General features: G+C 72.9%; 18 protein-coding genes. 5 read left to right on the forward strand and 13 right to left on the reverse strand.

From position 1 onward, the window contains the following. Positions 1-279: 279 nt before the first annotated feature. The 3 genes from uvrA (at position 280) to VFE82_RS09945 (ending at position 8151) form a co-directional block, all read left to right on the forward strand. On the forward strand, positions 280-6138 hold the full coding sequence (gene uvrA, locus VFE82_RS09935; RefSeq protein ID WP_325000149.1) for an excinuclease ABC subunit UvrA: 5859 nt from the start codon (positions 280-282) through the stop codon (positions 6136-6138). Between the two features lie 133 nt (positions 6139-6271). Then, positions 6272-7243, forward strand: coding sequence for a tripartite tricarboxylate transporter substrate binding protein (locus VFE82_RS09940; RefSeq protein ID WP_325000150.1), 972 nt, complete (start codon positions 6272-6274; stop codon positions 7241-7243). Between the two features lie 146 nt (positions 7244-7389). Continuing rightward, positions 7390-8151: a gamma-glutamyl-gamma-aminobutyrate hydrolase family protein gene (locus tag VFE82_RS09945; protein ID WP_325000151.1), complete on the forward strand. Its 762-nt coding sequence runs from the start codon at positions 7390-7392 to the stop codon at positions 8149-8151. A 140-nt stretch (positions 8152-8291) separates the two neighbouring features. Here VFE82_RS09945 and VFE82_RS09950 read toward each other — a convergent pair whose 3' ends face one another. Further along, positions 8292-8627 (reverse strand): hypothetical protein, encoded by a 336-nt coding sequence (locus tag VFE82_RS09950; RefSeq protein WP_325000152.1) that lies wholly within the window; start codon positions 8625-8627, stop codon positions 8292-8294. 284 nt (positions 8628-8911) lie between these two features. On the opposite strand from VFE82_RS09950, the gene VFE82_RS09955 reads away from it, so the two are divergent. Beyond that, positions 8912-9406, forward strand: coding sequence for a hypothetical protein (locus tag VFE82_RS09955; RefSeq protein ID WP_325000153.1), 495 nt, complete (start codon positions 8912-8914; stop codon positions 9404-9406). Positions 9407-9574: 168 nt separating this feature from the next. Further along, positions 9575-9940, forward strand: a complete 366-nt coding sequence (locus VFE82_RS09960; RefSeq protein WP_325000154.1) for a hypothetical protein — start codon at positions 9575-9577, stop codon at positions 9938-9940. A gap of 21 nt (positions 9941-9961) precedes the next feature. On the opposite strand, the gene VFE82_RS09965 is transcribed toward VFE82_RS09960, so the two are convergent. The 12 genes from VFE82_RS09965 to VFE82_RS10020 form a co-directional block, all read right to left on the reverse strand. Then, a complete protein-coding gene (locus tag VFE82_RS09965) occupies positions 9962-10969 on the reverse strand; it encodes a cytochrome-c peroxidase (RefSeq protein WP_325000155.1) in 1008 nt (335 codons plus the stop codon). Positions 10970-11274: 305 nt separating this feature from the next. After that, the gene (locus VFE82_RS09970) at positions 11275-12564 is read right to left on the reverse strand and encodes a biosynthetic peptidoglycan transglycosylase (RefSeq protein ID WP_325000156.1); all 1290 of its coding nucleotides are present in this window, start codon (positions 12562-12564) and stop codon (positions 11275-11277) included. After that, complete coding sequence (locus VFE82_RS09975; protein WP_325000157.1) at positions 12561-13106, reverse strand: hypothetical protein; 546 nt, start codon at positions 13104-13106, stop codon at positions 12561-12563. Before VFE82_RS09975 ends, VFE82_RS09970 begins: the two co-directional genes overlap by 4 nt. Continuing rightward, positions 13099-13944, reverse strand: a complete 846-nt coding sequence (gene xrtQ / locus VFE82_RS09980; protein WP_325000158.1) for an exosortase Q — start codon at positions 13942-13944, stop codon at positions 13099-13101. Before xrtQ ends, VFE82_RS09975 begins: the two co-directional genes overlap by 8 nt. 16 nt (positions 13945-13960) lie before the next feature. Then, a complete protein-coding gene (locus VFE82_RS09985) occupies positions 13961-16000 on the reverse strand; it encodes a VIT domain-containing protein (RefSeq protein WP_325000159.1) in 2040 nt (679 codons plus the stop codon). Positions 16001-16108: 108 nt separating this feature from the next. Continuing rightward, positions 16109-17545 (reverse strand): two-component system sensor histidine kinase CreC, encoded by a 1437-nt coding sequence (gene creC, locus VFE82_RS09990; RefSeq protein ID WP_325000485.1) that lies wholly within the window; start codon positions 17543-17545, stop codon positions 16109-16111. Continuing rightward, a complete protein-coding gene (gene creB / locus VFE82_RS09995) occupies positions 17545-18264 on the reverse strand; it encodes a two-component system response regulator CreB (RefSeq protein ID WP_325000160.1) in 720 nt (239 codons plus the stop codon). The genes creC and creB overlap by 1 nt, the downstream gene beginning before the upstream one ends. Before the next feature lie 508 nt (positions 18265-18772). Next, positions 18773-18988, reverse strand: coding sequence for a hypothetical protein (locus VFE82_RS10000; RefSeq protein ID WP_325000161.1), 216 nt, complete (start codon positions 18986-18988; stop codon positions 18773-18775). 187 nt (positions 18989-19175) lie between these two features. After that, a complete protein-coding gene (locus tag VFE82_RS10005) occupies positions 19176-20015 on the reverse strand; it encodes a DUF2894 domain-containing protein (RefSeq protein WP_325000162.1) in 840 nt (279 codons plus the stop codon). Then, positions 20008-20712: an OmpA family protein gene (locus VFE82_RS10010; RefSeq protein WP_414708749.1), complete on the reverse strand. Its 705-nt coding sequence runs from the start codon at positions 20710-20712 to the stop codon at positions 20008-20010. The genes VFE82_RS10005 and VFE82_RS10010 overlap by 8 nt, the downstream gene beginning before the upstream one ends. Then, positions 20712-22883, reverse strand: coding sequence for a DUF802 domain-containing protein (locus tag VFE82_RS10015; protein ID WP_325000164.1), 2172 nt, complete (start codon positions 22881-22883; stop codon positions 20712-20714). Before VFE82_RS10015 ends, VFE82_RS10010 begins: the two co-directional genes overlap by 1 nt. Next, positions 22880-23635: a DUF3348 family protein gene (locus VFE82_RS10020; RefSeq protein WP_325000165.1), complete on the reverse strand. Its 756-nt coding sequence runs from the start codon at positions 23633-23635 to the stop codon at positions 22880-22882. Before VFE82_RS10020 ends, VFE82_RS10015 begins: the two co-directional genes overlap by 4 nt. Positions 23636-24088: the final 453 nt, after the last annotated feature.

The raw sequence follows: 24088 nt of genomic DNA on the forward strand, positions 1-24088 counted from the left end.
CCGCACGAGGGCGGCGGGGGTCGGCTCGTCCCGGCGTGCGGCGCCATGGGAGGACCGCTGCACGCTGCACGCTGCACGCTGCGCCTGCCGCGCCGAGCCGCGCCGAGCCGCGCGTCAGACGCCGCGCACTGGTCGGGTTGCGCGTTTCCCGTGACGAAGTTCCCGTTCGAGGCGCGCTGTCGGGCGTCTGCGAGGCATTAGTTCCGCAATAACCCGTGGCCGAGCTCGCCGGCGGGCGATCCCTAGAATCTTCCGCCTTCCACGACAAGAACCGGCCGTATGACCCAGGGATTGATCCGCATTCGCGGCGCCAGGCAGCACAACCTCAAGAACCTCGACCTCGACCTGCGCACCGGCGAACTGACGGTGGTCACCGGCCCCAGCGGCTCGGGCAAGTCGAGCCTGGTGTTCGACACGCTCTACGCCGAGGGCCAGCGCCGCTACGTCGAGACCTTCTCGGCCTACGCCCGGCAGTTCCTGGACCGCATGGACAAGCCCGCGGTCGACCGCGTCGACGGCGTGCCGCCGGCGATCGCGATCGACCAGACCAACCCGGTGCGCTCCTCGCGCTCGACGGTCGGCACCATGACGGAGCTGAACGACCACCTGAAGCTGCTGTTCGCCCGCGCGGCCGAGCTGTTCGATCGCAAGACCGCGCGGCGCGTGCGGCACGACACCCCCGAGACCATTTACGCGGAGCTGATGCGCCGCACCGGCCCGGCCGACCCGCGGCTGGTGATGACATTCCCCGTCGAACTGCCGGCCGGCACCACCGGCGAGGAAGTCGAGCAGTGGCTCGCGGCCAGCGGCTTCACCCGCGTGCAGGCCGAGCGCGAGGTGGCCACGCCCACCGGCCCGCGCAAGGTGCTCGACGTGGTGGCCGACCGCTTCCGCATCCAGGGGGTGGAGAAGGCGCGCGCGGTCGAGGCGATCGAGGTCGCGCTCAAGCGCGGCGCCGGCCGCATGGCGGTGTATGCCACCACACCCGACGACGCATCGGGCGCGGCGCCCGGGGAGCCGGGCGCCGGCGGGGTCGAGGTCTGGAAGTTCTCCACCGGCCTGCACTGCCCGGACAGCGACATCCGCTACGCCGACCCGATTCCCTCGATGTTCTCGTTCAACTCGGCCGTCGGCGCGTGCGAGGCTTGCCGCGGCTTCGGGCGGGTGATCGGGGTCGACTGGGGCCTGGTGATCCCGAACGACAAGCTCACGCTGCGCGCCGGCGCCATCAAGACCATCCAGACGCCGGCCTGGTCCGAAGCGCAGGACGACCTGATGCGGCATGCCGAGGCGGCGGGCATCCCGCGGGACACGCCGTGGTCCAAGCTCACGCCCGAGCACAAGCACTGGGTGATCCACGGCACGCCCAACTACAAGGAAGGCAACTGGAACAAGCAGTGGTACGGCATCAAGCGCTTCTTCGAGTACCTGGAGAGCAAGGCCTACAAGATGCACATCCGGGTGCTGCTGTCCAAGTACCGCAGCTACACGCCGTGCGAGACCTGCGGCGGCGCGCGCCTGAAGCCTGAAAGCCTGCTGTGGCGGCTGGGATCCAAGGCCGACGCCGACGCGGTGCTGGCGCCGGCCCGCCGCTTCATGCCGGTGGGCGTGGACTGGTCGCGCGAGCAGCTCGAGGCGCTGCCGGGGCTGTCGCTGCACGACCTGATGCTCATGCCGATCGACCGGCTGCGGGCCTTCTTCGCGCGGCTGCAGCCCGAGGCGGGTGGCGCCACGCCGGACGGCGAGCACCAGGCGCTGAAGCTGCTGTTCGAGGAGATCACGACCCGCCTGAAGTACCTGGTCGATGTCGGCATCGGCTACCTCACGCTGGACCGCCAGAGCCGCACCCTCTCGGGCGGCGAGGTGCAGCGGATCAACCTCACGACCGCCCTGGGCACCTCGCTGGTGAACACGCTGTTCGTGCTGGACGAGCCGAGCATCGGGCTGCACCCGCGCGACATCCACCGCATCACCGAGGCGATGAAGCGCCTGCGCGACGCGGGCAACACGCTGGTGGTGGTGGAGCACGACCCCGCCGTGATGCTCGCGGCCGACCGCATGATCGACATGGGCCCGGGCCCGGGCGAGAAGGGCGGCGAGATCGTCTTCGACGGCACCACCGACGCCCTGCGTGGCGCCGACACGCTGACCGGCGCCTATCTCGGCGGGCGCAAGCACGTGGGCATGGGCTTCAAGCGCGCGGTGACGCCCGCGACGCCGCGGCTGGTGCTCGAAGGCGCGTGCGAGCACAACCTGAAGAACGTTTCGGTCGAGTTCCCGCTGCAGCGCCTGGTCTGCGTGACCGGGGTGTCCGGCTCGGGCAAGTCCAGCCTGATCCAGGACATCCTGGCGCCGGCGCTGCTGCGCCACTTCGGCCGCGCCACCGAGACGCCGGGGCACCACGAGCGGCTGCTCGGGGCCGACCACCTGGGCGACGTGGTGTTCGTCGACCAGTCGCCGATCGGCAAGACGGCGCGCTCCAACCCGGTGAGCTACGTCGGCGCCTGGGACGCGGTCCGCGAGATCTTCGCCACCAGCGCGCTGGCCCGCCAGCGCGGCTACACCGGCGCCAAGTTCAGCTTCAACAGCGGCGATGGCCGCTGCCCCACCTGCGGCGGCTCGGGCTTCGAGCACGTCGAGATGCAGTTCCTGTCCGACGTCTACCTGCGCTGCCCCGACTGCGACGGCAAGCGCTACCGCGCCGAGATCCTGGAGGTCACGATCGAGCGGCAGGCGATCGGCGCAGTGCGCCCGCGCACGCTGAACGTCGCCGACGTGCTGGAACTCACCGTGAGCGAGGCCGCGGCGCTGTTCGCCGGCGACCGCGACGTGATCCGCGCCCTGCAGCCGATCGTCGACGTCGGCTTGGAGTACGTGAAGCTGGGCCAGCCGGTGCCCACGCTGTCGGGCGGCGAGTCGCAGCGCCTGAAGCTGGCCGGCTTCCTGGCCGAGGCGGCGAAGTCGGCGTCGATGTCGCGCCAGGGGCTGGCGCGCAAGGGAACCCTGTTCCTGTTCGACGAACCCACCACCGGGCTGCACTTCGACGACATCGCCAAGCTGATGCGGGCGTTGCGCAAGCTGCTGGAAGCCGGGCACTCGCTGATCGTCATCGAGCACAACCTGGACGTGATCCGCGCGGCCGACTGGCTGGTCGACCTCGGGCCCGAAGGCGGCGACGCCGGCGGCCTGCTGGTCGCCGAGGGCGCGCCCGAGGACGTGAAGCAGCATCCCACCTCGCACACCGCCAAGGCGCTGCGCGACTACGACTCGGCGCTGGGCGCAGGGCCGGCCAGGGCCGAGGAGGGCCGCCCGCTGCAGTCGGTGGTGCGGGCGCCGCGCACCGAGGCGATCGAGATCGTCAACGCGCACGAGCACAACCTGAAGAACCTGTCGGTCTCGATCCCGCACAACCGGTTCAGCGTGATCACCGGCGTGTCGGGCTCGGGCAAGTCGACCCTCGCCTTCGACATCCTGTTCAACGAGGGCCAGCGCCGCTACCTCGAGTCGCTCAACGCCTATGCGCGCAGCATCGTGCAGCCGGCCGGGCGACCGGAGGTGGACGCGGTGTACGGCATCCCGCCGACCGTGGCCATCGAGCAGCGGCTCTCGCGCGGCGGGCGCAAGTCCACCGTGGGCACGACCACCGAAGTCTGGCATTTCCTGCGGCTGCTGTACGTCAAGCTGGGCGTGCAGCACTGCGTGAAGGACGGGGCCGAGGTGCGGCCGCAGACGCCGGACAGCATCGCGGCGCAGATCCTCAAGCGCTACCGCGGGCAGCACGTGGGGCTGCTGGCGCCGCTGGTGGTCAACCGCAAGGGCGTGTACACCGAGCTGGCCGACTGGGCACGGCCGCGCGGTTACAGCCACCTGCGCGTCGACGGCAACTTCCTGCCGACCACCGGCTTCCCGCGCATCGACCGGTTCAAGGAGCACACCATCGAGCTGCCGGTGTGCGACCTGGACGTGACGCCGGCCAACGAGGACCTGCTGCGCCGCAAGCTGGCCGAGGCACTGGAGCACGGCAAGGGCGTGCTGCACGTGCTGGCGCCACTCGACGGCCTGCGCGACGCCTTCGCGGGCGGGGCGGACAAGCACCACCACATCGGCCAGGTCGAGGTGTTCTCCACCCGCCGCGCCTGTCCGGTGTGCAGCACCAGCTACGCCGAGCTCGACCCGCGCCTGTTCTCCTACAACAGCAAGCACGGCTGGTGCCCGCATTGCGTGGGCACCGGCGTCAAGCTCACGCGCGAGCAGCGCAAGGCCTTCGACGACACGGTGCAGGCCGACGACACCAAGGGGCGCGAGCAGACCTTCGCCGAGCCGGAGGTCGAGGACCTCACCGACGAGGTCTGCCCGGTGTGCGAGGGCACGCGCCTGAACGAGCAGGCCCGCGCGGTCAAGTTCGCCAACCTGGGCATCGACGAGATCGCCTCGCTGTCGGTCGGCGACGTGCGCCGCTGGATCGAGCGCCTGCAGGCGCAAGGCGTGCTCAGCGCGCGCGAGCAGGGCATCGCGCGCGACCTGATCCCCGAGATCCGCAGCCGGCTGGAGTTCCTGGAGGAGGTGGGCCTGGGCTACCTCACGCTCGACCGCGGCGCGCCCACGCTCTCGGGCGGCGAGGCGCAGCGCATCCGGCTGGCCGCGCAGCTCGGCTCCAACCTGCAGGGCGTGTGCTACGTGCTGGACGAGCCCACCATCGGCCTGCACGCGCGCGACAACCAGATCCTGCTGAACGCGCTGCACAAGCTGGGCGGCAAGGGCAACACGCTGGTGGTGGTGGAGCACGACGAGGACACCATCCGGCGCGCCGACCACATCATCGACATCGGCCCGAGCGCGGGCAAGCGGGGCGGCCGCGTCATCGCACAGGGCACGGCGGCGGACATCACCGGCAGCGCGGAATCGCTCACCGGCCGCTACCTGCTGCACGCGATGAAGCACCCGCTGCAGCCGCGGCGCGTGGTGGGCGGCGAGCCCGACGCGCCGGTCGCGATCGCGTCCGCGCTGCCGCCGTCCAAGGCGGCCCGGCGCCGCGCCGCGAATGCGCCGGCTCCGGTCGCGCAGGCGCCGGCGCCGCGCTTCCTGACACTGGCCGGCGCCGACCTGCACAACCTGCGCAAGGTCGACGTCAGCGTGCCGCTCGGCCGCCTGGTGGCGGTCACCGGCGTCTCGGGTTCGGGCAAGTCGACCCTGGCGCGCGACGTGCTGCTGCACAACGTGCAGGCGGCGGTGCAGCAGCGCAGCACCAAGGCCGGCCGCGAGGCGGACGAGCGGGGCCGGCACCCGGTGTGGAGCGGCTGCGAGGCGCTCGACGGCTACCAGGGCATCGACCGCGTGCTCGAGGTCGACCAGACGCCGATCGGCAAGACGCCGCGTTCCTGCCCGGCCACCTACATCGGCTTCTGGGACACCATCCGCCGGCTGTTCGCCGACACGCTGGAGGCCAAGGCGCGCGGCTACGGCCCGGGCCGGTTCTCGTTCAACACCGGCGAGGGCCGTTGCCCGACCTGCGAGGGACAGGGCGTGCGCACCATCGCCATGAGCTTCCTGCCGGACGTGAAGGTGCCGTGCGAGTCGTGCCACGGCGCCCGCTTCAACCCGGAGACGCTGGCCGTCACCTGGCGCGGCAAGAGCATCGGCGACGTGCTGCAGATGGAGGTCGACGAGGCGGTGGAGTTCTTCGCCTCCATGCCCAGCATCGGCCATCCGCTGCAGCTGCTCAAGGACGTGGGCCTGGGCTACCTCACACTGGGCCAGCCCTCGCCCACGCTGTCGGGGGGCGAGGCGCAGCGGATCAAGCTGGTGACCGAGCTGTCCAAGGTGCGCGACGACGTCACGCGGCGCGGGCAGAAGCCGCCGCACACGCTGTACGTGCTGGACGAGCCGACGGTGGGCCTGCACATGGCGGACGTCGAGAAGCTGATCCGCGTGCTGCACCGGCTGGTGGACGGCGGCCACAGCGTGGTGGTGATCGAGCACGACCTGGACGTGATCGCCGAGGCGGACTGGATCATCGACCTGGGGCCCGAGGGCGGCAACGCCGGCGGCCAGGTGGTGGCCAGCGCGCCGCCCGAGGAGGTGGTGCGGCTGCGCACCCACACCGGCGTGGCGCTGCAGCCCGTGCTCGAGCGAGCATGACGGCTGAGTTTGCTGGCAGCAGGCTGACTTCGATCACCAAGGCGACAACGAATAGGTGATTCCCGATTGAGCGCGAGCGCAGGAAGCGGTCCAATCGGGGGTTGCCAAGCACTCACACAGAACAGGAGATCCGATGCGCCGTCGCCACCTCGTCCAGCTCGCCGCCGCCGCCGTGGCCAGCCCCGTGCTGCCCGCCCTCGCGCAGGGCGCCTCGAACTTCCCGAACAAGCCGATCCGGCTGCTGGTGGCCTTCCCGGCCGGCGGCCCGACCGACATCACCATGCGCACGCTGGCCGACAACGCCGGCAAGATCCTCGGCCAGCCGGTGATCGTGGAGAACAAGCCGGGCGCCGGCGGCACGCTGCCGGCCCAGCAGCTGCAGAGCTCGGCCCCCGACGGTTACACCCTGGCACAAACGCCGCTGGGTGTGTTCCGCCTGCCCTACACGACCAAGATCAACTGGGATCCGGTCAAGGACATCACCTACGTGATCAACCTGACCGGATACGCGTTCGGCATCGTGGTCCCCACCGACAGCCCGATCAAGAGCTGGAAGGACTTCGTCGCCTACGCGAAGGCCAACCCCGGCAAGCTCAGCTACGGTTCCACCGGCACGCTGACCAGCCCGCACCTGACCACCGAGCTGATCGCGCAGCAGCTGGGCATCCAGCTGAACCACATCCCGTACAAGGGCAGCGCCGAACTCGCGCAGGCCATCACCGGCGGCCACCTGATGGCCGCCGCCGACTCCACCGGCTTCGCGCCGCTGGTGCAGGCCGGCAAGCTGCGCGTGCTGAACACCTGGGGCGACAAGCGCCTGGACAAGTTCCCCGACGCGCCGACGCTCAAGGAACTGGGCCTGAACATCGTGCAGAACTCGCCGTTCGGCCTGGCCGCGCCGCGCGGCACGCCGCCGGACGTGGTGGCGAAGCTGCACGACGCGTTCAAGAGGGCGATGGAAGACCCGGCCTACGTGCAGGCTCTCGGCCGCTACGACATGCTGCCGATGTACATGAGCTCGGCGGCCTACACCAAGTTCGCGCAGGACACCTTCGCGACCGAGAAGGCGCTGGTCGAGAAGCTCGGCCTGGGCAAGCCGAACTGAACACGGCGGGCCGCATCGCGCGGTCCGCGTCCGTGCCGGGGGCCGCAGGCGAGGCGGCCGGCCCGGCTGCCCAGCCGAAGCCGTCTGACGCCGCATGCCGCAGCAGCGGCAATGGCCGCGTCCGGACCGCACGGCACAATGGTTCGATGCCAGTGCACAAGCCGCTCGTCTGGCTCCCCGCCTGCCACCGTCACCTCGACCTGTCGGACCCGGGTGGCTACACGGTGCTGGCCGACCGCTACGCGGCTGCGGTCTGCGAGCTCGGGCTGCAGCCAGTGCTGTTCCCGATGGCCGGCGCCGCCGACATCCCGGACCTGCTGCCCCTGGTCGACGGCGTCCTGCTGACCGGTTCGCCGTCGAACGTCGAGGCCACCCACTACGGCGGCACGCGCCTCGAGACCGACCTGATCGATCCGCGCCGCGACGCGCTCACGATGAACCTGGTGCGTGCCGCCCTGGCGGGCGGCACGCCGCTGTTCGGCGTCTGCCGCGGCCTGCAGGAGATGAACGTGGCGCTGGGCGGCACGCTCTACCAGCGCGTCCACGCGGAACAGGGGCTGATGGACCACCGCGAGCCGGAAGGCGAGGACCTGGAGAAGCAGTTCGCCGAACGGCACGAGGTGCTGCTGGCGCCCGGCAGCGCCTTCGCCCAGTGGGCGGGCGGCACCCGGGCCCAGGTGAACTCGCTCCATGGGCAGGGCATCCGCAAGCTCGGCGACAGGCTGGTCGCCGAGGCCCACGCGCCCGACGGCCTGGTCGAGGGTGTGCGGGTGGTGCATGCCTCGGCCTTCGCGTTCGGCGTGCAGTGGCATCCCGAATGGCACCACGCGCGGCATCCGTTCTACGCCCGCACGCTGGAGGCCTTCGCGCAGGCCTGCCGCGAACATGGCCGCCGGCGGCTGTCGTGAGCCCGCGCTGAACGTGGCGTCGGGCGGCCGCATGGGCCCATCGTGCAGTCGCTGCGCAGCGCCTGGATGCGGCCCCGGGGGGCTGCATCCAGGCGGCAAAGGAGGACGGGCGGCGTGGCCGCCCGGATCACCTGGGGAACTCAGCCCATCTGGATCTGCTTCTTCAGGCTGGAGATCTCGTCGTGGGCCCGCTGCACGGCCTGCTGGGTCTGCGGATCGACATTGCCGGCGGTGCGGCAGGCCTGCACGGCCTGGTCGCCGGTCTGCTCCAGCTGCATCACCTGCTGCTTCAGGCCATCCTGGCCCATCTGCTGCTGGGCGTTGGCCGATTGCTGGGCCTGGCGCGCCTGCTGGTGCAGCGTCTCCACGGTCCGGCGCAGTTCGTCCGGGGCCGAACCGACCTGCACGGCGCGCTTGGCCTCGTCGGCGCATTGTTCGATGCGGTTGATGCTCTGCTTCAAGTCTTCCGTCTGCATGTGTGCTCCTGGTTGGGCGCCCGCACCTCGCGGGCGAGCCGTCATTACAGGCACGCGGACCCGCGCCTGGTGCCGGACAGTCGCACCGGCCGCTTGTCATCGTGATCCGACGCGGCCGTGCACGCGTGGCGTCGCAGCGGCAGAGCCGGCGTGCGCACGCGCGGCCCGTGCCGGCGACGCCGGGTGAGAACCGGGTCGCACTGGTGTTTCGTTCCTCCGACACCGCTGCTTGTCCGACCATCGTCCGCGCGCGCGCGGCAAGCTCATCCGTCTAGACTCGGACGATGGTCACTGATCTGCGCGCGGAGCTGGAGAGGATTCGTGAAGCCCACGGCACGGCGCACCCGTCGGCCCGGTTCCGTCTGATCAAGCAGCGGCTGGCCCGGGCCGAAGCGGAAGCGGGTCCGGTGCGCCTGACGGCGACGCTGGCGGCCGTGGAGGCGCTGGCCCGCTCGCTGGTCGTGCACGCACCGGGCCGGCCCAAGGCGTCGGCCGGCATCCGCTACGGACAGGCGCGTTCGGTCGGTCCGCTGGAGCTGGTGCAGGAGGTGCTGCGCCTCCACGGCCAGCCCGATCCCGCTGCCTGCCTGGGCGCACAGACCTGGGAACGCTTCGGGCTGGCCGACCAGTGCCGCGACCTCGCCGTGCACGAATGCACCGACGTGGCCGAGGCGCACTATCCCGAGCTGATCGAGGCGACGGACAAGGTGCTGGAATCGCTGGTCGAGGTCGCGGGGCTGCCGCGCCTGATCCCCGAGCGGCCGGCCGCGCTGTCCTGAACGCGGGTGGCATCCGCGGGCAGCCCGACGACACTGTCGACCTCGCTGTTCCGCATCGCGGTTTGACACGACGGCCGTGACGGCGGGCGCCGCCAAGCGCCCGCGCGCGCGCCGGCACCGCGCGGTCCGTTCCCATGCGGGAGCGATCCCTGGTGCATGCTTGCCGGCATGGAACTGCTCTATCTCGACTTCGACTTCAGCGACGAGGCGTCCGGCGCCGGCAGCTTCGATGCCATGGCGTCGGTGGCCCCGCCGCGGCTGCCTGCGCTGCTGGCCGAGGTGGGCGCGGTCCTGCGCTGGGCCGCCCGCACGTTCGGCGCCGCGGGCGCGCTGCACGAGGACGGCGAATGGGACTACGAGCTGCAGGCGGTCGCCGAGCCCGGCACGCCGCTGGAGATCCGGCACGACCCGGCGGCCGGCGCGGTGTCCCTGGCGGCCGCCGTTCCCGCGCCGCTGACGACGCTGACGCTCACGCTGGTCGGCACGGCCGCCTTCTGCGACGCGTTCCGGCAGGCTTTCGGCGTGCAGGACTGAAGCCTGCCCCACCGGCCGCGCTCAGCGCTTTTCCAGCTGCTTGCCGGTCAGCGACCTCAGGAAGGCCTCGATCGACTGCCGGTCGTCGGCGGGGATCTCGCGCCCGAGCTGGTGGCGCCCCATCAGCAGGATGGCTTCGTCCAGCGTCTCGACGGCGCCGTCGTGGAAGTAGGGCGCGGTCAGGGCCACGTTGCGCAACGGCGCGACGCGGAACACCTGCAGGTCCTCCTCCTTCTTCGTGACCAGCAGCCGGCCCTTGTCGACGTCGACCATCGCGCCGCGGCCCTTCCTGGCGCGGTCGCCGAAGTAGTCGCCGAACAGGCCGAACTTCATGAAGCTGTTGCCGCCCACGTTGATGCCGGCGTGGCAGCCGATGCAGCCATGCTCCTTGAACTTGGCGTAGCCGGCCTTCTCCTGCGGCGAGAGGGCGCGCTCGTCGCCCCTGAGCCAGTCGTCGAAGCGCGAGGGCGTCACGAGCGACTTCTCGAAGCTGACGATCGCGTCGGCCGCGTTCTTCTGCGTCACCGGCGCGTCGCCGCCGTAGACGGCGCGGAACTCGGCGGCCATCGCCGCGTCGTCGGCCAGCAGCCTGACCACCTGACCCCAGTCGTGAGCCATGGTGTCGGCATTGCCGACCGAGCCGGCAATCTGCGCATCGAGGTCCTTGGTGCGGCCGGTCCAGTTCAGGCCCGAGGTGTTGTAGCGCACGTTCAGCAGCGTGGGCGAATTGAGCTCGCGCAGCTTGCCGAAGGCACCGACGGAATGCCGGCGCGGGTCGGCGCGGCCGGCGTCGGGCAGGTGGCACGACTGGCAGGACACCTTGCCGTCCCCGGACAAGCGCGTGTCGGCAAAGAGCTTCTCGCCCAGCCGCGCCCTGGCCGGGTCGACATCGGTCACGGCCTCCGGCAGCGGTTCGATCGGCTCGGCGCGCCGGGTGCCCTGGGCGATGCCGCCGTGCACCGCCGCGGCGAGCAGCAGGCCGAGGGCGGGCACTGCCCGCCGGCGGCGGGTGAAGGTCCTGGGGTTCATCTCGGCTCTCCTGTGGTCCTGGCGCGCCGCCGCGGAGGTCAACGCCGACCTTCCGAGGTCCCGGACCCACCATAGGCGCAGTCCGCGCTGGGGTCAACCGTGCGTGACCGGGTGCTGCTGCGGCCCACGCGTCGCTCCGGACTGCTGGGCTCTGGAGCCCTCCTGGCCAACGGATCGGACAGACGCGGCACAGCTCGACCCCGCAGCCCGGCAATGCGGCGCGGGTCGGAGCGGGCCGGCGGCGGCTCGCACCCGGGGCTTGGCGGGGCGGGGCGGCCTGCTGCCAACCTTGCAGGAGGGCGGCTTCAGTTCGCGGCCCCGGCCGGCAGCGGCGCGTCGCCTTGCTCGGCGCGTGGGCCGGGCTCCGCCCAGCGCGGGGTCCAGTCCTGCGTGGCCAGCGCCTCGGCCAGCGCCAGCTTCGCGTCGCGCGGCATGCCGCGCAGCCGCAGCGCCACCCACTGGGCGCGTGCCAGGTTGATCTGGCCGGTGGCGGCCCAGCGCTGGGCCTCCTGCGCCGGGTTGTGCAGCATGGCCGCCAGCCAGCTGGCCTGGCCCGCGGTGAGTTCGTGGGCGCGGACGCCGAAGTAGTGCAGTGCCGCCGCCTCCGCGCCGCAGACGCCGTGGCCCCACGGGGCGTTGTCCAGGTACAGACGCAGGATGCGCGCCTTGCCCAGGGTGCGTTCCAGCTCCACCGCGTAGAGCAGCTCGCGCAGCTTGCGCAGTGGGCTGCGCTCCTCGCCGGCGACCAGCAGCTTGGCAAGCTGCTGCGACAGCGTGCTGGCGCCGCGCTCGATGCGCCCGGCCTGCTCGTTGCGGGCCAGCGCGGCGGCGACTTCCTGCAGGTCGTAGCCGGGATGCTCGAAGAACCGCTGGTCTTCCGCGGCCACCACGGCGCGCGCCAGCCAGCTGTCGGGACGCAGGCGCGCCGGGCGGCGGCTGCACGTGCTGCGTGCGCCCGCCAGCGCCTCGGTGCCCAGGCCTGCCACCTGGAAGCCTTCCAGCCGCGGCACCACGGCCAGGGAGCCGCCCGGCAGCGAGAACCTCGCCTGCAACGCCAGCTGCCCCTCGATGCGGGCGCGCCCCACTTCGCGGAGGTCGCGCGCGAACAGGGCGTACACGTCGGCCACCGGCGTGACGGGCAGGTCGAGCCGCAGCCGCAGGCCGCCGTCGGCCAGCTCGCCCTGCCAGCGGCCGCCCACCGTGCCGGCGCTGAACTCGCCGGACAGCCGGTCGGCGAGCCGGCGTGCGGTGAGGTCGACCTCCTCCAGCTGCAGCCGGTCGCGGCCGAGCCCGGGCGCCTGGAGCACGCAGGGCGCGCAGCGCACGTGGAGCGCCCCGTCCACCCAGACGAAGTGCAGCCTGCCGTGGCGGCTGTCGAGGGTGCGTCCGTGCAGCAGCGGCCCGCCCCACCACGAGGTGGCCAGGCGCACGGCCGACGGCACGCCGGCCTGGAAGCGCAGCGGCCCCCAGCCGACGGGCACGGCCCATTCGCCCGGCAGCGGCGCGAGCACGGTGCGCAGCAGCAGCCAGCCGCCCAGTGCCGCGACCAGCAGCGCGGCCAGCAGCCCCGCCAGCACCAGCAGCACGGTCCTCACAGCGGCCCCGCGACGGTGAAGGCCTGCCAGGGACCGTGCGACTGGCCGAGCACTGCCGCCCAGTACCACGACGACGCATCGGTGAAGCCGCGGCCATCGGCATCGACGATGCGTTCGCACACGCGCTGTCGGCGTCCCTGGCGCTCGACCTCGAAGCAGCGCCAGGTCGCGCCGTCGCGGTCGAGCTGCAGGCGCTGCTCGCCCACGCGCCAGCCCAGGCCCTGGTAGCAGTCGGCGGCGGGATGCAGCATGCGGGTGGGCCGCAGCACGGTGCGCAGGATCAGCACCTCGCGGCCATCGGTCAGGCGCGCCAGCGAGCCGGGGAACTGGCGCGCGAACCGCGCTTCCACTTCCGACAGCGCCAGCGGCCGCAAGGGCTGGCCGTTCCACTGCGCCGGCAGCTCCGGCGCGGCAGCCGGGGCGGGCGCTTCGGCCGCGGCCATGCCCCAGGTGCGCCAGCTGCCCCAGGCCAGGCAGGCCGGCAGCAGCAGTGCCCAGGCCAGCTTGTGCAGCACGCGGTGGCAGAAGGTGTTCTCAAGCATCGCGTGCCTCCCGCGGAGCGTGCATGACCCAGGCGATGGCGGCGCAGACCAGGGCCAGCACCAACAGGCCGACGGCCTCGTGCCCCCCGCGGGGCAGGGGGCGGCCGCCGGCCTCGAAGGCGACCAGGACCGTGTTGCGCACCACGTTGCCGGCCAGCACCAGCGCGCTCACCGCCGGCAGCCGCGCCAGGAACGACGCATCCCGGCGGCCGGTCCACAGGGCCACCACGCAGGCGGTGAATTCACCGAGCCACAGCATCTGCACGCCCGAGCAGGGCGCATCGACGATCACCAGCCGCCCGTCCACGCGCAGGCTGGCCCCGGTGCGCTCCGCGATGAAGAACGGCGCCAGCAGCCAGCGGCTGGCCTCGGCGGTGACCAGCCGCAGGGGATAGCCGGCGTAGAACTGCAGCGACGCGAGCAGCGGCAGCGACAGCACCGACAGCCCCAGCACTGGCGTGCTGGCCACCCGCGACGGCAGGAAGGCCGCGAGTGCCGCTCCCATCGCGAGCAGCCCGGGCAGGGCGGCGACCAGCGGCGGGCACCGGCCCAGGGCGGCGGTGGAGAGCACCGCCCCCGCGAGCGCCAGGGCCAGCCACCCCAGGCGCGGCGTGGACCGCAGGGACGCGCGCCAGCACCAGCCGACCGCCAGCAGCGCGGCCAGTGCGACGATGCCCAGCGGGTCGTCGGAGCCGTCCAGCAGGCGCCGGCCCATCCACGTCCAGGTGGGCAGCAGGGTGGCGGCCAGCAGCCCCAGCCAGAACAGCGGCGGGGTGCGATCCAGGTAAATGCCGAGCGCGACGAAGCGCGGCAGAGCGAGCAGGCGCTGGTGCAGCATGGGGCCTCCGGCCACGTCAGGCGGTGTAGCGGCCGGCCCGCTGGCGCCGGGCGCGCCGTGCCAGCATCACCAGCACCGAGCCCACGACGAGCACCGCGCCCCAGGTGGCCGGCTCGGGCGTGCCCGGCACTTCGGCCCCGACCGCCAGGTTGCTCACGCCCTGCGGCATCGGCGAGGGCTGGTCCACCGGGGTGCTGCCGTCCGGGCCGGGGTGGCGCACCACGGTGTCAACGGCCAGGAAGCTGGTGTACTGGGTCAGCAGGCCGTAGCCCAGGCCCAGCGCGGTGATCTGCTGGCGCAGCCCGTCGCCGCCCTCCAGGGCTTCCTGGTCGGTCAGGCGGGCGATGCGGTGGCGGGCCCACAGGTGGCGCAGGGCGGCGGCGTCCTGCGCGACGTGCGGGCCCACCGGGATCGCCTCCCGGTGCGGCCCGGCGGCGGTCATGCCCTCGACGACGACCTGGCCGCGGGCGTCCCCGCGCCACTTGCCGAACACCAGCACCGGGCGTTCGCCGAGCACGTCGGGCAGCTGCTGCGGCTCCACGTCGTAGACGTCCAGGCCCTCGAAGCGCGCGCGGACGCTGGTCAGCACCGGCGACTCGACCATCCGGCGAAAGCGCGCTGCTTCCTGCGGCGCCTGCGCGGCGTCGGTGATGACGAACGGCTCGCCCATCCCGGCGCGGGCCAGGCCCTCGATCAGGTGCCGGTTGACCGAACTGCCGATGCCGAAGGCGAACACGCTCGCGTCGGACAGGTGGCGGCGCACCAGCTCGAAGGCCTCGCGCTCGACGGTGACGTAGCCGTCGGTGACGACCACCACGGTGCGGGCCAGGTCCGCCGGGCGCGGCTCGGCGTACACGCGGCGCAGCGCCGGGATCAGCTCGGTGCTGCCGCCGCCGCGGAAGTTCTCGATGGTGCGGATCGCCTGCTCGATGTTGGCGCCGGTCGCCGGCACGGACTGCGGGGCCAGGAAGCGGTTGCTGCCGGAGAACAGGAGCACGTTGAACCGGTCGCTGGGCTTGAGCCCGCCGATCAGGTTGCGCAGCATCGCTTTGGCGGTGTCCAGCGGGAAGCCGTGCATCGATCCGGAGATGTCGACCACGAAGATGTATTCGCGCGGGCTGATGGCCGCCGGCGCCACGTGCTTGGGCGGCTCGACCATCGCGAGGAAGAAGTTCTCCTCGGGTCCGCGGTAGAGCATGACGCCGGACTCGATCCGGTCGCCGGCCAGCCGGTAGTCGAGGATGAAGTCGCGGTTGTCGGCCGGGCCGGATCCGGCCAGCGCCACGCCGGCGCGCTGCTCGCCCTCGCCGGTCACTTCCACGCGGTGCGTCGGCGAGCGCAGCTCCTTGATGCCGATCGGGCTGCTCAGCGCCACCCTGAGATCGAACGCCGCCGCGCCGGGCACGCCGGCGGGCAGCACGGGCTGCGCCACCCAGGTCGCGCCGGCCTGCTGCGACTGCGGGCTGTTGTAGCGCGGGCCCACCACCGTCGGGAACACGAACTGGTAGTTGCCGGCCTGCGGCAGCAGCAGCTCGGTGTAGCGCAGCTCCACCTTGACCTCGTCGCCCGGGAGGATGTTGGCCACGTTCATCTGGAACACGTTGGGCAGGTGCTGCTCCAGCAGCGCGGCGGTCCGGCCCTCGGTGCGCGCCTGGTCGAATTCGACGCGGGCCTGCTGCTTCTCGCGGATGCGCGCCGTGATCAGCCGGTCGGCCACGCGCACGTTCATGCCGGAGACGGCCGCCCGGGTCGAGCCCGGGAAGACGTAGCGCGCGTCGATGGCGCGCCGGCCCTCGTTGCGGTAGTGCTGCGTGACGGTCACGTCGGCGATCACGCCGCTGATGCGCACGTCCACCTGCGTGGACTTCAGCGGCAGCCGGTCCAGGCCGGGGTCGTCGCTGGCGACGAAGAAGTAGGGGCTCTCGGTGCGGGCGCGCCCGGGCGCGTCCTGGGCCTGGGCGGGGGAGAAGGCGAGCAGGCAGGCGGCGGCCGTGCCGGCGGCGGTGACCACAAGCCAGCGCAGGACGCCGTGGCGGGGCTGGAAGGAGGGCTGCATCGTGGATCCTGGGGCGGTGCGACAGTGCACGGGCCAGAGGATCGCGAGCCGGCGAGAACGCCGTTGGAAGCCTGCGCGAGGCCTGCGTGAAGCCTGTGTGAAGCCGGCTCAGCCCGCCGCCAGCGGCAGCGCGAACCGGGCCACCGCGCCGCCCTCGGCCGCGTTGGCCAGACCGATGCGGCCGTGGTGCAGCGAGGCGATCTCGCGCACGAAGGGCAGGCCGAGGCCGGTGCTCTTCTTGTGCGAGTGCGGCCGGGCCAGCGAGTAGAACTTCTCGAACACCTTGTCCTGGGCGTAGTCGGGGATGCCGGGGCCCTGGTCGGCGACCTCGACCACCGCATCGCGGCGGCCGCGCCGCAGGCTCACCCGCACCTGGCCGCCGGCCGGGGAGAAGTCGATCGCGTTGTCCAGGAGGTTGCTCACCGCGCGCCGCAGCAGGAACGGGTCGCCTTCGACCATGGCCTCCTCGTGCAGGTCCAGGCGCACCTGCACCTGGCGCGGCGCCGCGGCGGCGGCTGCGGCGGCGACCACTTCGTCCAGCAGCGGCCCCAGGCGCACCGGCTGCACCTGCTCCAGGGTCCGGCGGGTCTCCAGCGCGGTGAGCTCCATCATGCGGTCCACCAGCTCCTGGATGCGTCGGGTCTCGCGCGTGATGTTGTCCAGGAAGCGCTGGCGCTGCGCCGGCGCCATGCCGGGTTCCTGCAGCAGTTCCGCCGCACCGCGGATGGCCGACAGCGGGCTCTTCACCTCGTGGGTCAGCGTCTGCACGTAGTCGGCCACGTAGCTGCGGCCGGCCAGCGTGTCGCGCATCTCGTCGTAGGCGGCGCCGATCACCCCCAACGCGCGCCGGCCCAGCCGCGGCAGGTTCAACCGCCGCTGCGCCCGCACGTAGCGCACGTAGTCGGCCACCAGGCCGAACGGCCGCACCAGCCACACCGACACGATCACGGCCAGCAGTAGCACGGCGACCGCGGAGTAGAGCCCGACGTAGAGCGTCTTGCGACGGGCCGCCTGCACGAACTGGCCGAAGCTCTGGACCGGCTTGCCGACCGACACCGCGCCGACGATCTCGTTGCCGTGGTGCACCGGCGCGCCGACGTACATCACCGAGGTGAGCGGGTCTTCCTCGACGTCGGGCGTGGTGCGCGCGCCGTACTCCCCGCGCAGGGCCAGCCGCACGTCGCGCCACTGCGAGAAGTCCGCGCCGGCCATGCGGCCCTGCGAGTCGTACAGCACGCGGCCGGCGCGGTCGGTCACATACAGGCGCAGCTCCACCTTGTGCTTGACGACGCTGAAGATGCGGGCCTCGAACTGGCGTGCGTGCACCGAGCGGAACAGCGGTTCGAGCCGGGCCGTGTCGATCGCGCCCCCCCGCACGTCCTGCTCCACCAGGCTGGCCATCACGTGCGCGGTCTCCACCAGCGATTCCTCGGCCGACTCGCGGTAGCGCGGGTCCAGGTCGGCGAGCACCCGGTACAGCAGGAACGCGATGCCCGCCGCGTAGATCAGCAGGATGCCGACGAAGATGCGGTTGCGCTTGCTGATCACGGCGCGGGCGGCAGCTCTTCGCTCAGTGCGTAGCCGGTGCCGCGCAGGGTGCGGATCGGCTCCAGCCGCGGAGCCACCGCCTTGAGCTTGGCGCGCAGGGTCTTGATGTGGGCGTCGACGGTGCGGTCGAAGCTGCCGCTGCCGTCGTCCCAGACCTGGTCGAGCAGTTCGTCGCGGGTGAACACGCGGCCCGGCTTGTGCGCCAGCACGCGCAGGATGCCGAACTCGTAGCGCGAGAGCTCCAGCAGGTGGCCGTAGTAGCGGATCTGCCGCTTCTCCAGGTCCACGGTCAGCGGGGCGGGTGGCGCCGGCGGCTGCGTGGCGGCGGCCGGGGGGCGCCCGCTGCGTCGCAGGATCGAGCGCACCCGCGCCACCAGCTCGCGCGGCGAGAACGGCTTGGCAATGTAGTCGTCGGCCCCCAGCTCCAGGCCGACCACGCGGTCGATCTCGTCGCTGCGCGCAGTGAGGAACAGCATCGGGACCTGCGCCCCGCCGGGCAGGGCCTGCAGCTGCTTGAACAGCTCGAAGCCGTGCAGGTCGGGCAGGCCGACATCGAGGATGGCGAGCGCTGGCGCCCGCGCGGCGAACTCGCGCAGCGCCTGCTGCGCCGTCGCGCACCAGACCGGCTCGAAACCGTCGGTGGACAGCACGTACTGGATGGTGTCGGCGATGCCCGATTCGTCCTCGACGACCAGGATGCGCGGCTTGCTCGGCATGCAGCCATTCTCGCCTGAGCCAGCCGCGCGGGCGGCGCAGTCCCTGCCGACGGAGGCTCGCCCGTCGGGCACGGCGGAGAAGATCGGTTCGCAGGTGCGCTCGCCCGTGTCCCTCGACTCCGACCCTGCCGCAGGACGGTCAGCGCGTGATGGACGTCAAGTCCGCGCCCTTCCAGCAGCAGATGCGCGAGGCGGTGGCGCACGGCGAGGCCGGGCGTCCGGTGCCCAGGGGTCGAGGCGTTCGGCCTCCTCGACCCGAACAGCGCCGCCTGGGTGCAGGCCAGGAGGACGCCGCAGCCCACCGCCTTCGCCCTGCAGCCGATCGCCGGAGGAGTCCGGCCATGACGTCATGGCCGACGCGCCGCAGCGGCTGGCACAGAGCGTGGAAGTGTCGGCCTGACCCACGCGGCAGCCTGCGGCCAGGCATGGTGCCGGGCCGCAGGTGGCGCGGTGGAGAAAGTCGTGAAAGCGCGCGAAGCGCCGCCGGGCGAGACCGGGGGCAGGGGGGTCAGCTGACGCTGAGATCGCCCATCGCGAACACCGAGACCGGGATGCGGCCGGCCAGTTGCTCGGGCGTCTGGAACAGCCAGCCCAGGCGTTCCTGTTCGGCCTGTGCGGCCTTGCGTTCCTGGGCGAGTTCCTTGGAAGTCAGCTCGTCCTCGTCTTCGATCAGGATGTGAATCTCGTTGCCGACCACCGTGGCGGCGCGTTGTCTCTTTGCCATGGGCCCGATTTTCGCGCATCGAGGCCGATCGGTGGTGCGGTTCACGCATGTCCCCAGGGGTGTTCCGTCGCGCTTGACAGTGCCGGCGCGGGCTGCGCACCCATGACGGGCGGCGCAGCCCGCGCCGGTCCGGGCCCCCGGGGCCCACCTCCGTGTGCCTTGCACGGCGCAAGGCCGGCCGTGGCCCTCAGGCCTTCCTGGCCCGGCGGGGGCGCGCCGGCGGGTCGGACGGGCCAGCCTTGTCGGCCTTGCCGGCCCGGGTTCGGCCGCTCCTGCCCTGCGGCGCAGCGGCGGCTGCGGCCGCGGGCCGGGCGCCGGCCTGCTCGAGCCAGTGCAGGGATTCCACCTGCGCTACGAAGCGCCGCAGGTAGTCGGGCGACAGCTCCTGCATGAGGGCCAGCGACTGCAGCACCAGCACGTGCGAATTGAGTGGCCCGGCCTGGGCCGGCCGGCGCGACACCGCCTGCTCGACGCGCTCCAGCGTGCGGCGGCTGGACCAGGCGCGGCGGAAGCGGCGGGCGCTGGAGAGCTCCTCGGGATCGCGTTCCTGCGACCCGACCGGGCCGTCGTCTTCGGCCACGAGGCGGGCCTGCGCGGCGCTGCGCAGGTCCTGGGACAGCTGCGCCAGCGCCGCCAACGGGGCGCTCATCCCGGTCTGGGCCTGGGCCCGGGCCCGGACCGCGAGCCGGCGCAGGCCGCGTTCGTCGCCGGCCGCCTGGATGGCGCGCAGTTCGCGGGCCATCCGGGGATGCCGCTCGGCCAGCGGCCGGGCCTGCTCGGCGAGCGCCTGCCGGGCCTGCGCCAGCCGTTCGGCGTAGGCGGCCAGGCCCTGGTGCAGCTTGTCCTGCAGCAACCGCCGCACCGGCTCGGGCTGGCCGGCCAGCCGGTCGGCCAGCGCCTCCAGGAACCGGAAGCGCGGCGGGTCGAGCCGCCAGGCGTCTTCGCTGCGCCACGCCGCGAGCTGCGCGTGGCAGGCCTGGAGCCCGTCCGCCGGCGCGGACGTCGGGTCCAGCGTTGGCTCACCCATGCGGACGGTCCGGATTGGCGGAGGGAACCGGGGCCGCGGCGGGCGGCGCCGCGCTGCCGGGCGCCCTGGCGCCCGACGAGCGCGGCACCGGCGCCATCTCGACGCGCCGGTTGCGGGCCCGGCCTTCTTCGCTGGCGTTGGATGCCACCGGCTGCTCGGCACCGAACGCCGCGGCGAACACCTGCGAGCCCGGCATCCCTTCCTCGATCAGCGCCCGCGTGACCGTCAGCGCGCGCTGGGCCGACAGCTCCAGGTTGTCGGCGAAGCGCTGGTTGCCCTGCTGGATCGGCTTGTCGTCGGTGAAGCCGCTGACCATCAGCATCTCGCTGCGCTCACCCAGGTACACCTGCAGCGGTTGGACCAGGCTGCGCAGCAGCAGCCGCCCGTCCGGGCGCAACTGGTCGGAGTTCACCGGGAAGAGCACGCTGCCGCTGATGCCGATGCGCCCGTTGTCCAGCGTCACCCGGCCGCTGGCCAGCGGCACGGCCAGCGCCTTCTCCAGCGCCATCCGCCGCTGCTCCTCGACGCGCCGCTTCTCGACCTCGGCTTTCAGGCTCGCCACCAGGTCCATCTGGACCACCAGCACGCCGACCAGCACCAGCACGAACGCGCCCAGCAGGCCGGCCATCAGGTCGCCGAAGACGGCCCAGACCGGCGCCACCTGCTGGCCGCCGTCGTCGACGTCGTCCAGCTCCATCACGCACGGCCCCCGTGGACCAGGGCGACCGGCTTGGCCTGCAGCTGGCGCAGGTGGTCCACCAGGCCCTGCTGCGAGGCGATGCTCAGGTCGATCACCTCGCGCGCCTGCGCCACGTAGTAGGCCAGCTGCTCGTCGCTGCGCGCGGTGGAGCGCTGCACCGAGGCCTCCAGCTGCTGCAGGCTCTCCAGCAGCTTGTCGTTGCCCTGCTGGAAGGTCTCCACGCTGCGGCCGAAGGCTTCGCCCAGGCTCGACAGCTCGATCGCGCTCGCGGTGGCCTGGGCCACCAGTCCCTCGGCCTGGCCGGCCTGCGCCTGCAGCGCCTGCGCGAAACGGCTTGCCGCCTGCTCGAGGACCGACGAGGCCGAGCCCACCAGCGCCTCGACCGCCGCCCGCTGCTCGCCCGCGGCCTGCGTCACCGACCCGAGCAGCGCGCCCAGCTTGTCCAGCAGCAGGGTCCTCTCGGCCAGCGCCAGGTTGTCGCGTTCGGCCACGCGGCTCATCTCCTCGCGCAGCTGCGCGAGCACGCCGGCCGCGGCCTCGGGCACCTCGGATGCGGTGCGCAGCAGGCGCGTGATCGGCGCCTCCAGGGCGGCGCCGAGCGTCGCCAGGTGCCGCGTGACGGCCTCCTGCAGCTCGCCGAGACGCTCGACGGCGGCCTGGCCGCGCGAGCCCTCTTCCTGCCGCAGCGCCGCCAGTTCGGTGCGCCAGAGCCCGGCCAGCTGGTCCATCCGGGCGCCGTGCTGCGCGACCCAGCGCGATTCGGTCTCGATCCGGGTGCCCACCAGCGCTTCCGAGCGCTCCAGCAGCTGGCCGACCTGCTCCAGGGTGCGCGAGGCCTGCTCGCCCGCGGTCCGGCTGATGTCGGTGGCGGTCTTCTCGAGCGCCAGCCGCAGGGCCTGCTGGTGGGCCAGGGTCTCGTTGCCGACCCGTTGCCACTGGCCCTCCAGGCCGGCGGCCATTGCCTGCAGGGCCTGCGTCCAGTCCTGCAGGCGCTGCCGGTCCGCCTCGGCCTGCTCGGCGCGCGAGCGGGCCAGGTTGTCGTCGACGGACGCCAGGAGCGCGGCGCTGCGCTGCTCGAACACCTCGCCGAAGGACGCCAGCGACTGCCCGAGGCGGCCGGCGAGCGCGTCGCTGGTGCGCGCGTGGTCTTGCAGGGCCGATTGCCAGGTCTGCGCCACGCTGCGGGCCGTCGCGTCGAACTGCCGCGAGAGCGCCTCGACCTGGCCGCGCGCGACGTCGTCCAGCCGTGCATGCAGCCGTTGCGAGTCCTGCACCACCTGCGCCATGGCCGATGCCACCACGGGCTGCAGGCTGTCGCCCGCGGCCCGGGCGCCCGCCGCCAGGCTGTCCTGCAGCGCGGTGCCCACCTGGCGCGCCAGTTCGGTGTAGGCGCGCGTCACGTCCTGCTGGAGCCGCTCGTTGCGCCCCAGCAGCTGCTCGTCCAGCTGCTGGCTGCGCCGCTCGATGCGCTCCATCATGGACTCCAGCTTGTCGACCACCGCGGGCAGGGCGCCGGCCTGCGCCTGCAGCACGCGCAGCGTCTCCTGCCGCTGGTGCACCAGGGAGAAGGGCCGCAAGGCACTGGCGATGCGGGTGTCCAGCAGCCGCGAGGCCTCCAGCCGCTCGCGGCGGCTGATGGCCGACATCAGGCCCAGCATGGCCGAAGCCGCCACACCGGCCACCGAGGTGCCGAACGACAGGCCCAGGCCCTTGATCGGTTCGGCCAGCGCCGAGCGGATCGCCTGCAGGTCGGTCGAGCCTTCCAGCGCGAACACCGCACCCTTGAAGGTGACCACCATCCCGAGGAAGGTGCCCAGCATGCCGAGCATCACCAGCAGCCCCACCAGGTAGGGCGTGAGGGCCGGGCCGGGCAGCGCGCCGCGTTCTCCCTCGGTGCGCAGCCGCACGGCCTGGCGCAGGGCCGGGGGCACCCGGTCCAGCCACTCGCCGAGGCCGGCCAGCGGCTGGGGGATGTTCTCGAGCGCCGAGGCCAGGCCGGCGGTGGCCGCCCGGAACTGCCGCAGTTCGAAGGCGCCGAGCAGGTAGGTCGCGGCGATCAGGGCCGTCATCGCCAGGGCGAGCCAGCTGGTGCCGACGAAACCCGCTCCCACCCATGCGATGGCCAGCAGGCCGGTGGCGAAGGCCAATCCGAAGAAGCGATTGCTCATGTCCGATCCGTCGATTCGTTGTTCAGTGCCTCGACCAGGCCGACCACCGGCTCCAGTCGCAGCTCCAGTTCGGCCAGCAGGGTCTGCCGCCAGTCCTGGTCGAAGGTGTCCAGCCATCCGCCGGGCGCGCGCCAGCGCGCCGGGTCGTCCGGCTGCCCGCTCGCCTCCAGGGCGCGGCGGTGCGCCTGCCGCAGGTGCTCGAACCGGCGCTCGGTCATGGCCGCCGCGGCGGGCAGCAGCAGCTGCTCGCGGCGGGACAGCACCTGTTCCAGCACCGCGTCCAGCGCGGCCAGCTGGCGCAGGCGGGGCGAGGCATGGCCGATCGCCTGCCGCACGTGGTCGCGCAGGGCGCCGACCATCTGCTCCATCTGCCGCTGCAATTCGAGGTGGCGCCGCCGGTACGGCGCATGCGTGCTGCCCGGCTCGCCGGGGCCGGCATGCTCGGCCAGCGGGTCCTGTGCGATCGCATGGGCCAGCGCGCCGCGCACCCGCTGCACATCCTCGCCGACCGCGTTCGGGCGCAGCGGCCGCACCGGGGACGGCCGCGCCGATCCCGCGCCGATCGCGCGGATGGACTGGTGCGCTGCCTGCAGCTCGATGGCGTCGAAGGCGTTGAGCCACAGGCTCAGCCGCTCGGCGAAGTCCATCCCGGCCGCCGCGTCCGCGCAGCTGCCTGCTGCCTCCCCCGCGGGCAGGGCGCTCCAGTCCGCGAGCAGGCGGACGAGTCTCGAACTGGTGAAGCTGCTGCGCAAGAACACTGTCCTCGGCGCCGGGGGCGCCATCCAAATTCCAACGCCGGGCTGGGCGTTCCGCTCCGCCGGTTGTCCGCAGGCACTGCAGCGCGGCCCCTGCGTCCTCCCAGCCGGTGGTGCCCGGCAGCCTGCCAGCGCAGGGTGCATCGGGCATCGGCCGTCGGCCGATGCCGCCGCCCTTCGGGGGAGGGCGGCCGCACGGGCCCGTATTAGAAACGATCCGAAGCCACGGTCGGGCTCACACGGCCGCGCTGAAACGATCAGCTACGCCTGCGTGCAGGGCCGGCGCCTTCTCGGGTGCCCTGCGTTGCGTGGATGCGCCACTCGGCCGAACTAGTGGGCGGCGGCCGGTCCGCACGCGCCGCGCCGGGCGGCGGAGGCCGGCTGCGCGCGGCGTCGTCGTGAGAGGGCGCTGCAGGCCTGAGCCCGCGCGCGGCGCACGGGCGGGACGCC

The sequence above is a fragment of the Ramlibacter sp. genome (assembly GCF_035655895.1).
In the GTDB taxonomy this organism is placed as follows: domain Bacteria; phylum Pseudomonadota; class Gammaproteobacteria; order Burkholderiales; family Burkholderiaceae_C; genus Ramlibacter.

What these genes read in the sequence shown, in the direction of transcription:
- VFE82_RS09940 (WP_325000150.1), top strand. Translation starts at nt 6,272, where the DNA reads ATGCGCCGTCGCCACCTCGTCCAGCTCGCCGCCGCCGCCGTGGCCAGC.
- VFE82_RS10005 (WP_325000162.1), bottom strand. Translation starts at nt 20,015, where the DNA reads ATGGGTGAGCCAACGCTGGACCCGACGTCCGCGCCGGCGGACGGGCTC.
- VFE82_RS09955 (WP_325000153.1), top strand. Translation starts at nt 8,912, where the DNA reads ATGGTCACTGATCTGCGCGCGGAGCTGGAGAGGATTCGTGAAGCCCAC.
- creB (WP_325000160.1), bottom strand. Translation starts at nt 18,264, where the DNA reads ATGCCGAGCAAGCCGCGCATCCTGGTCGTCGAGGACGAATCGGGCATC.
- xrtQ (WP_325000158.1), bottom strand. Translation starts at nt 13,944, where the DNA reads ATGCTGCACCAGCGCCTGCTCGCTCTGCCGCGCTTCGTCGCGCTCGGC.
- VFE82_RS10000 (WP_325000161.1), bottom strand. Translation starts at nt 18,988, where the DNA reads ATGGCAAAGAGACAACGCGCCGCCACGGTGGTCGGCAACGAGATTCAC.
- VFE82_RS10015 (WP_325000164.1), bottom strand. Translation starts at nt 22,883, where the DNA reads ATGAGCAATCGCTTCTTCGGATTGGCCTTCGCCACCGGCCTGCTGGCC.
- uvrA (WP_325000149.1), top strand. Translation starts at nt 280, where the DNA reads ATGACCCAGGGATTGATCCGCATTCGCGGCGCCAGGCAGCACAACCTC.
- VFE82_RS10010 (WP_414708749.1), bottom strand. Translation starts at nt 20,712, where the DNA reads ATGGAGCTGGACGACGTCGACGACGGCGGCCAGCAGGTGGCGCCGGTC.
- VFE82_RS09950 (WP_325000152.1), bottom strand. Translation starts at nt 8,627, where the DNA reads ATGCAGACGGAAGACTTGAAGCAGAGCATCAACCGCATCGAACAATGC.
- VFE82_RS09960 (WP_325000154.1), top strand. Translation starts at nt 9,575, where the DNA reads ATGGAACTGCTCTATCTCGACTTCGACTTCAGCGACGAGGCGTCCGGC.
- VFE82_RS09985 (WP_325000159.1), bottom strand. Translation starts at nt 16,000, where the DNA reads ATGCAGCCCTCCTTCCAGCCCCGCCACGGCGTCCTGCGCTGGCTTGTG.
- VFE82_RS09965 (WP_325000155.1), bottom strand. Translation starts at nt 10,969, where the DNA reads ATGAACCCCAGGACCTTCACCCGCCGCCGGCGGGCAGTGCCCGCCCTC.
- VFE82_RS09945 (WP_325000151.1), top strand. Translation starts at nt 7,390, where the DNA reads ATGCCAGTGCACAAGCCGCTCGTCTGGCTCCCCGCCTGCCACCGTCAC.
- VFE82_RS09975 (WP_325000157.1), bottom strand. Translation starts at nt 13,106, where the DNA reads ATGCTTGAGAACACCTTCTGCCACCGCGTGCTGCACAAGCTGGCCTGG.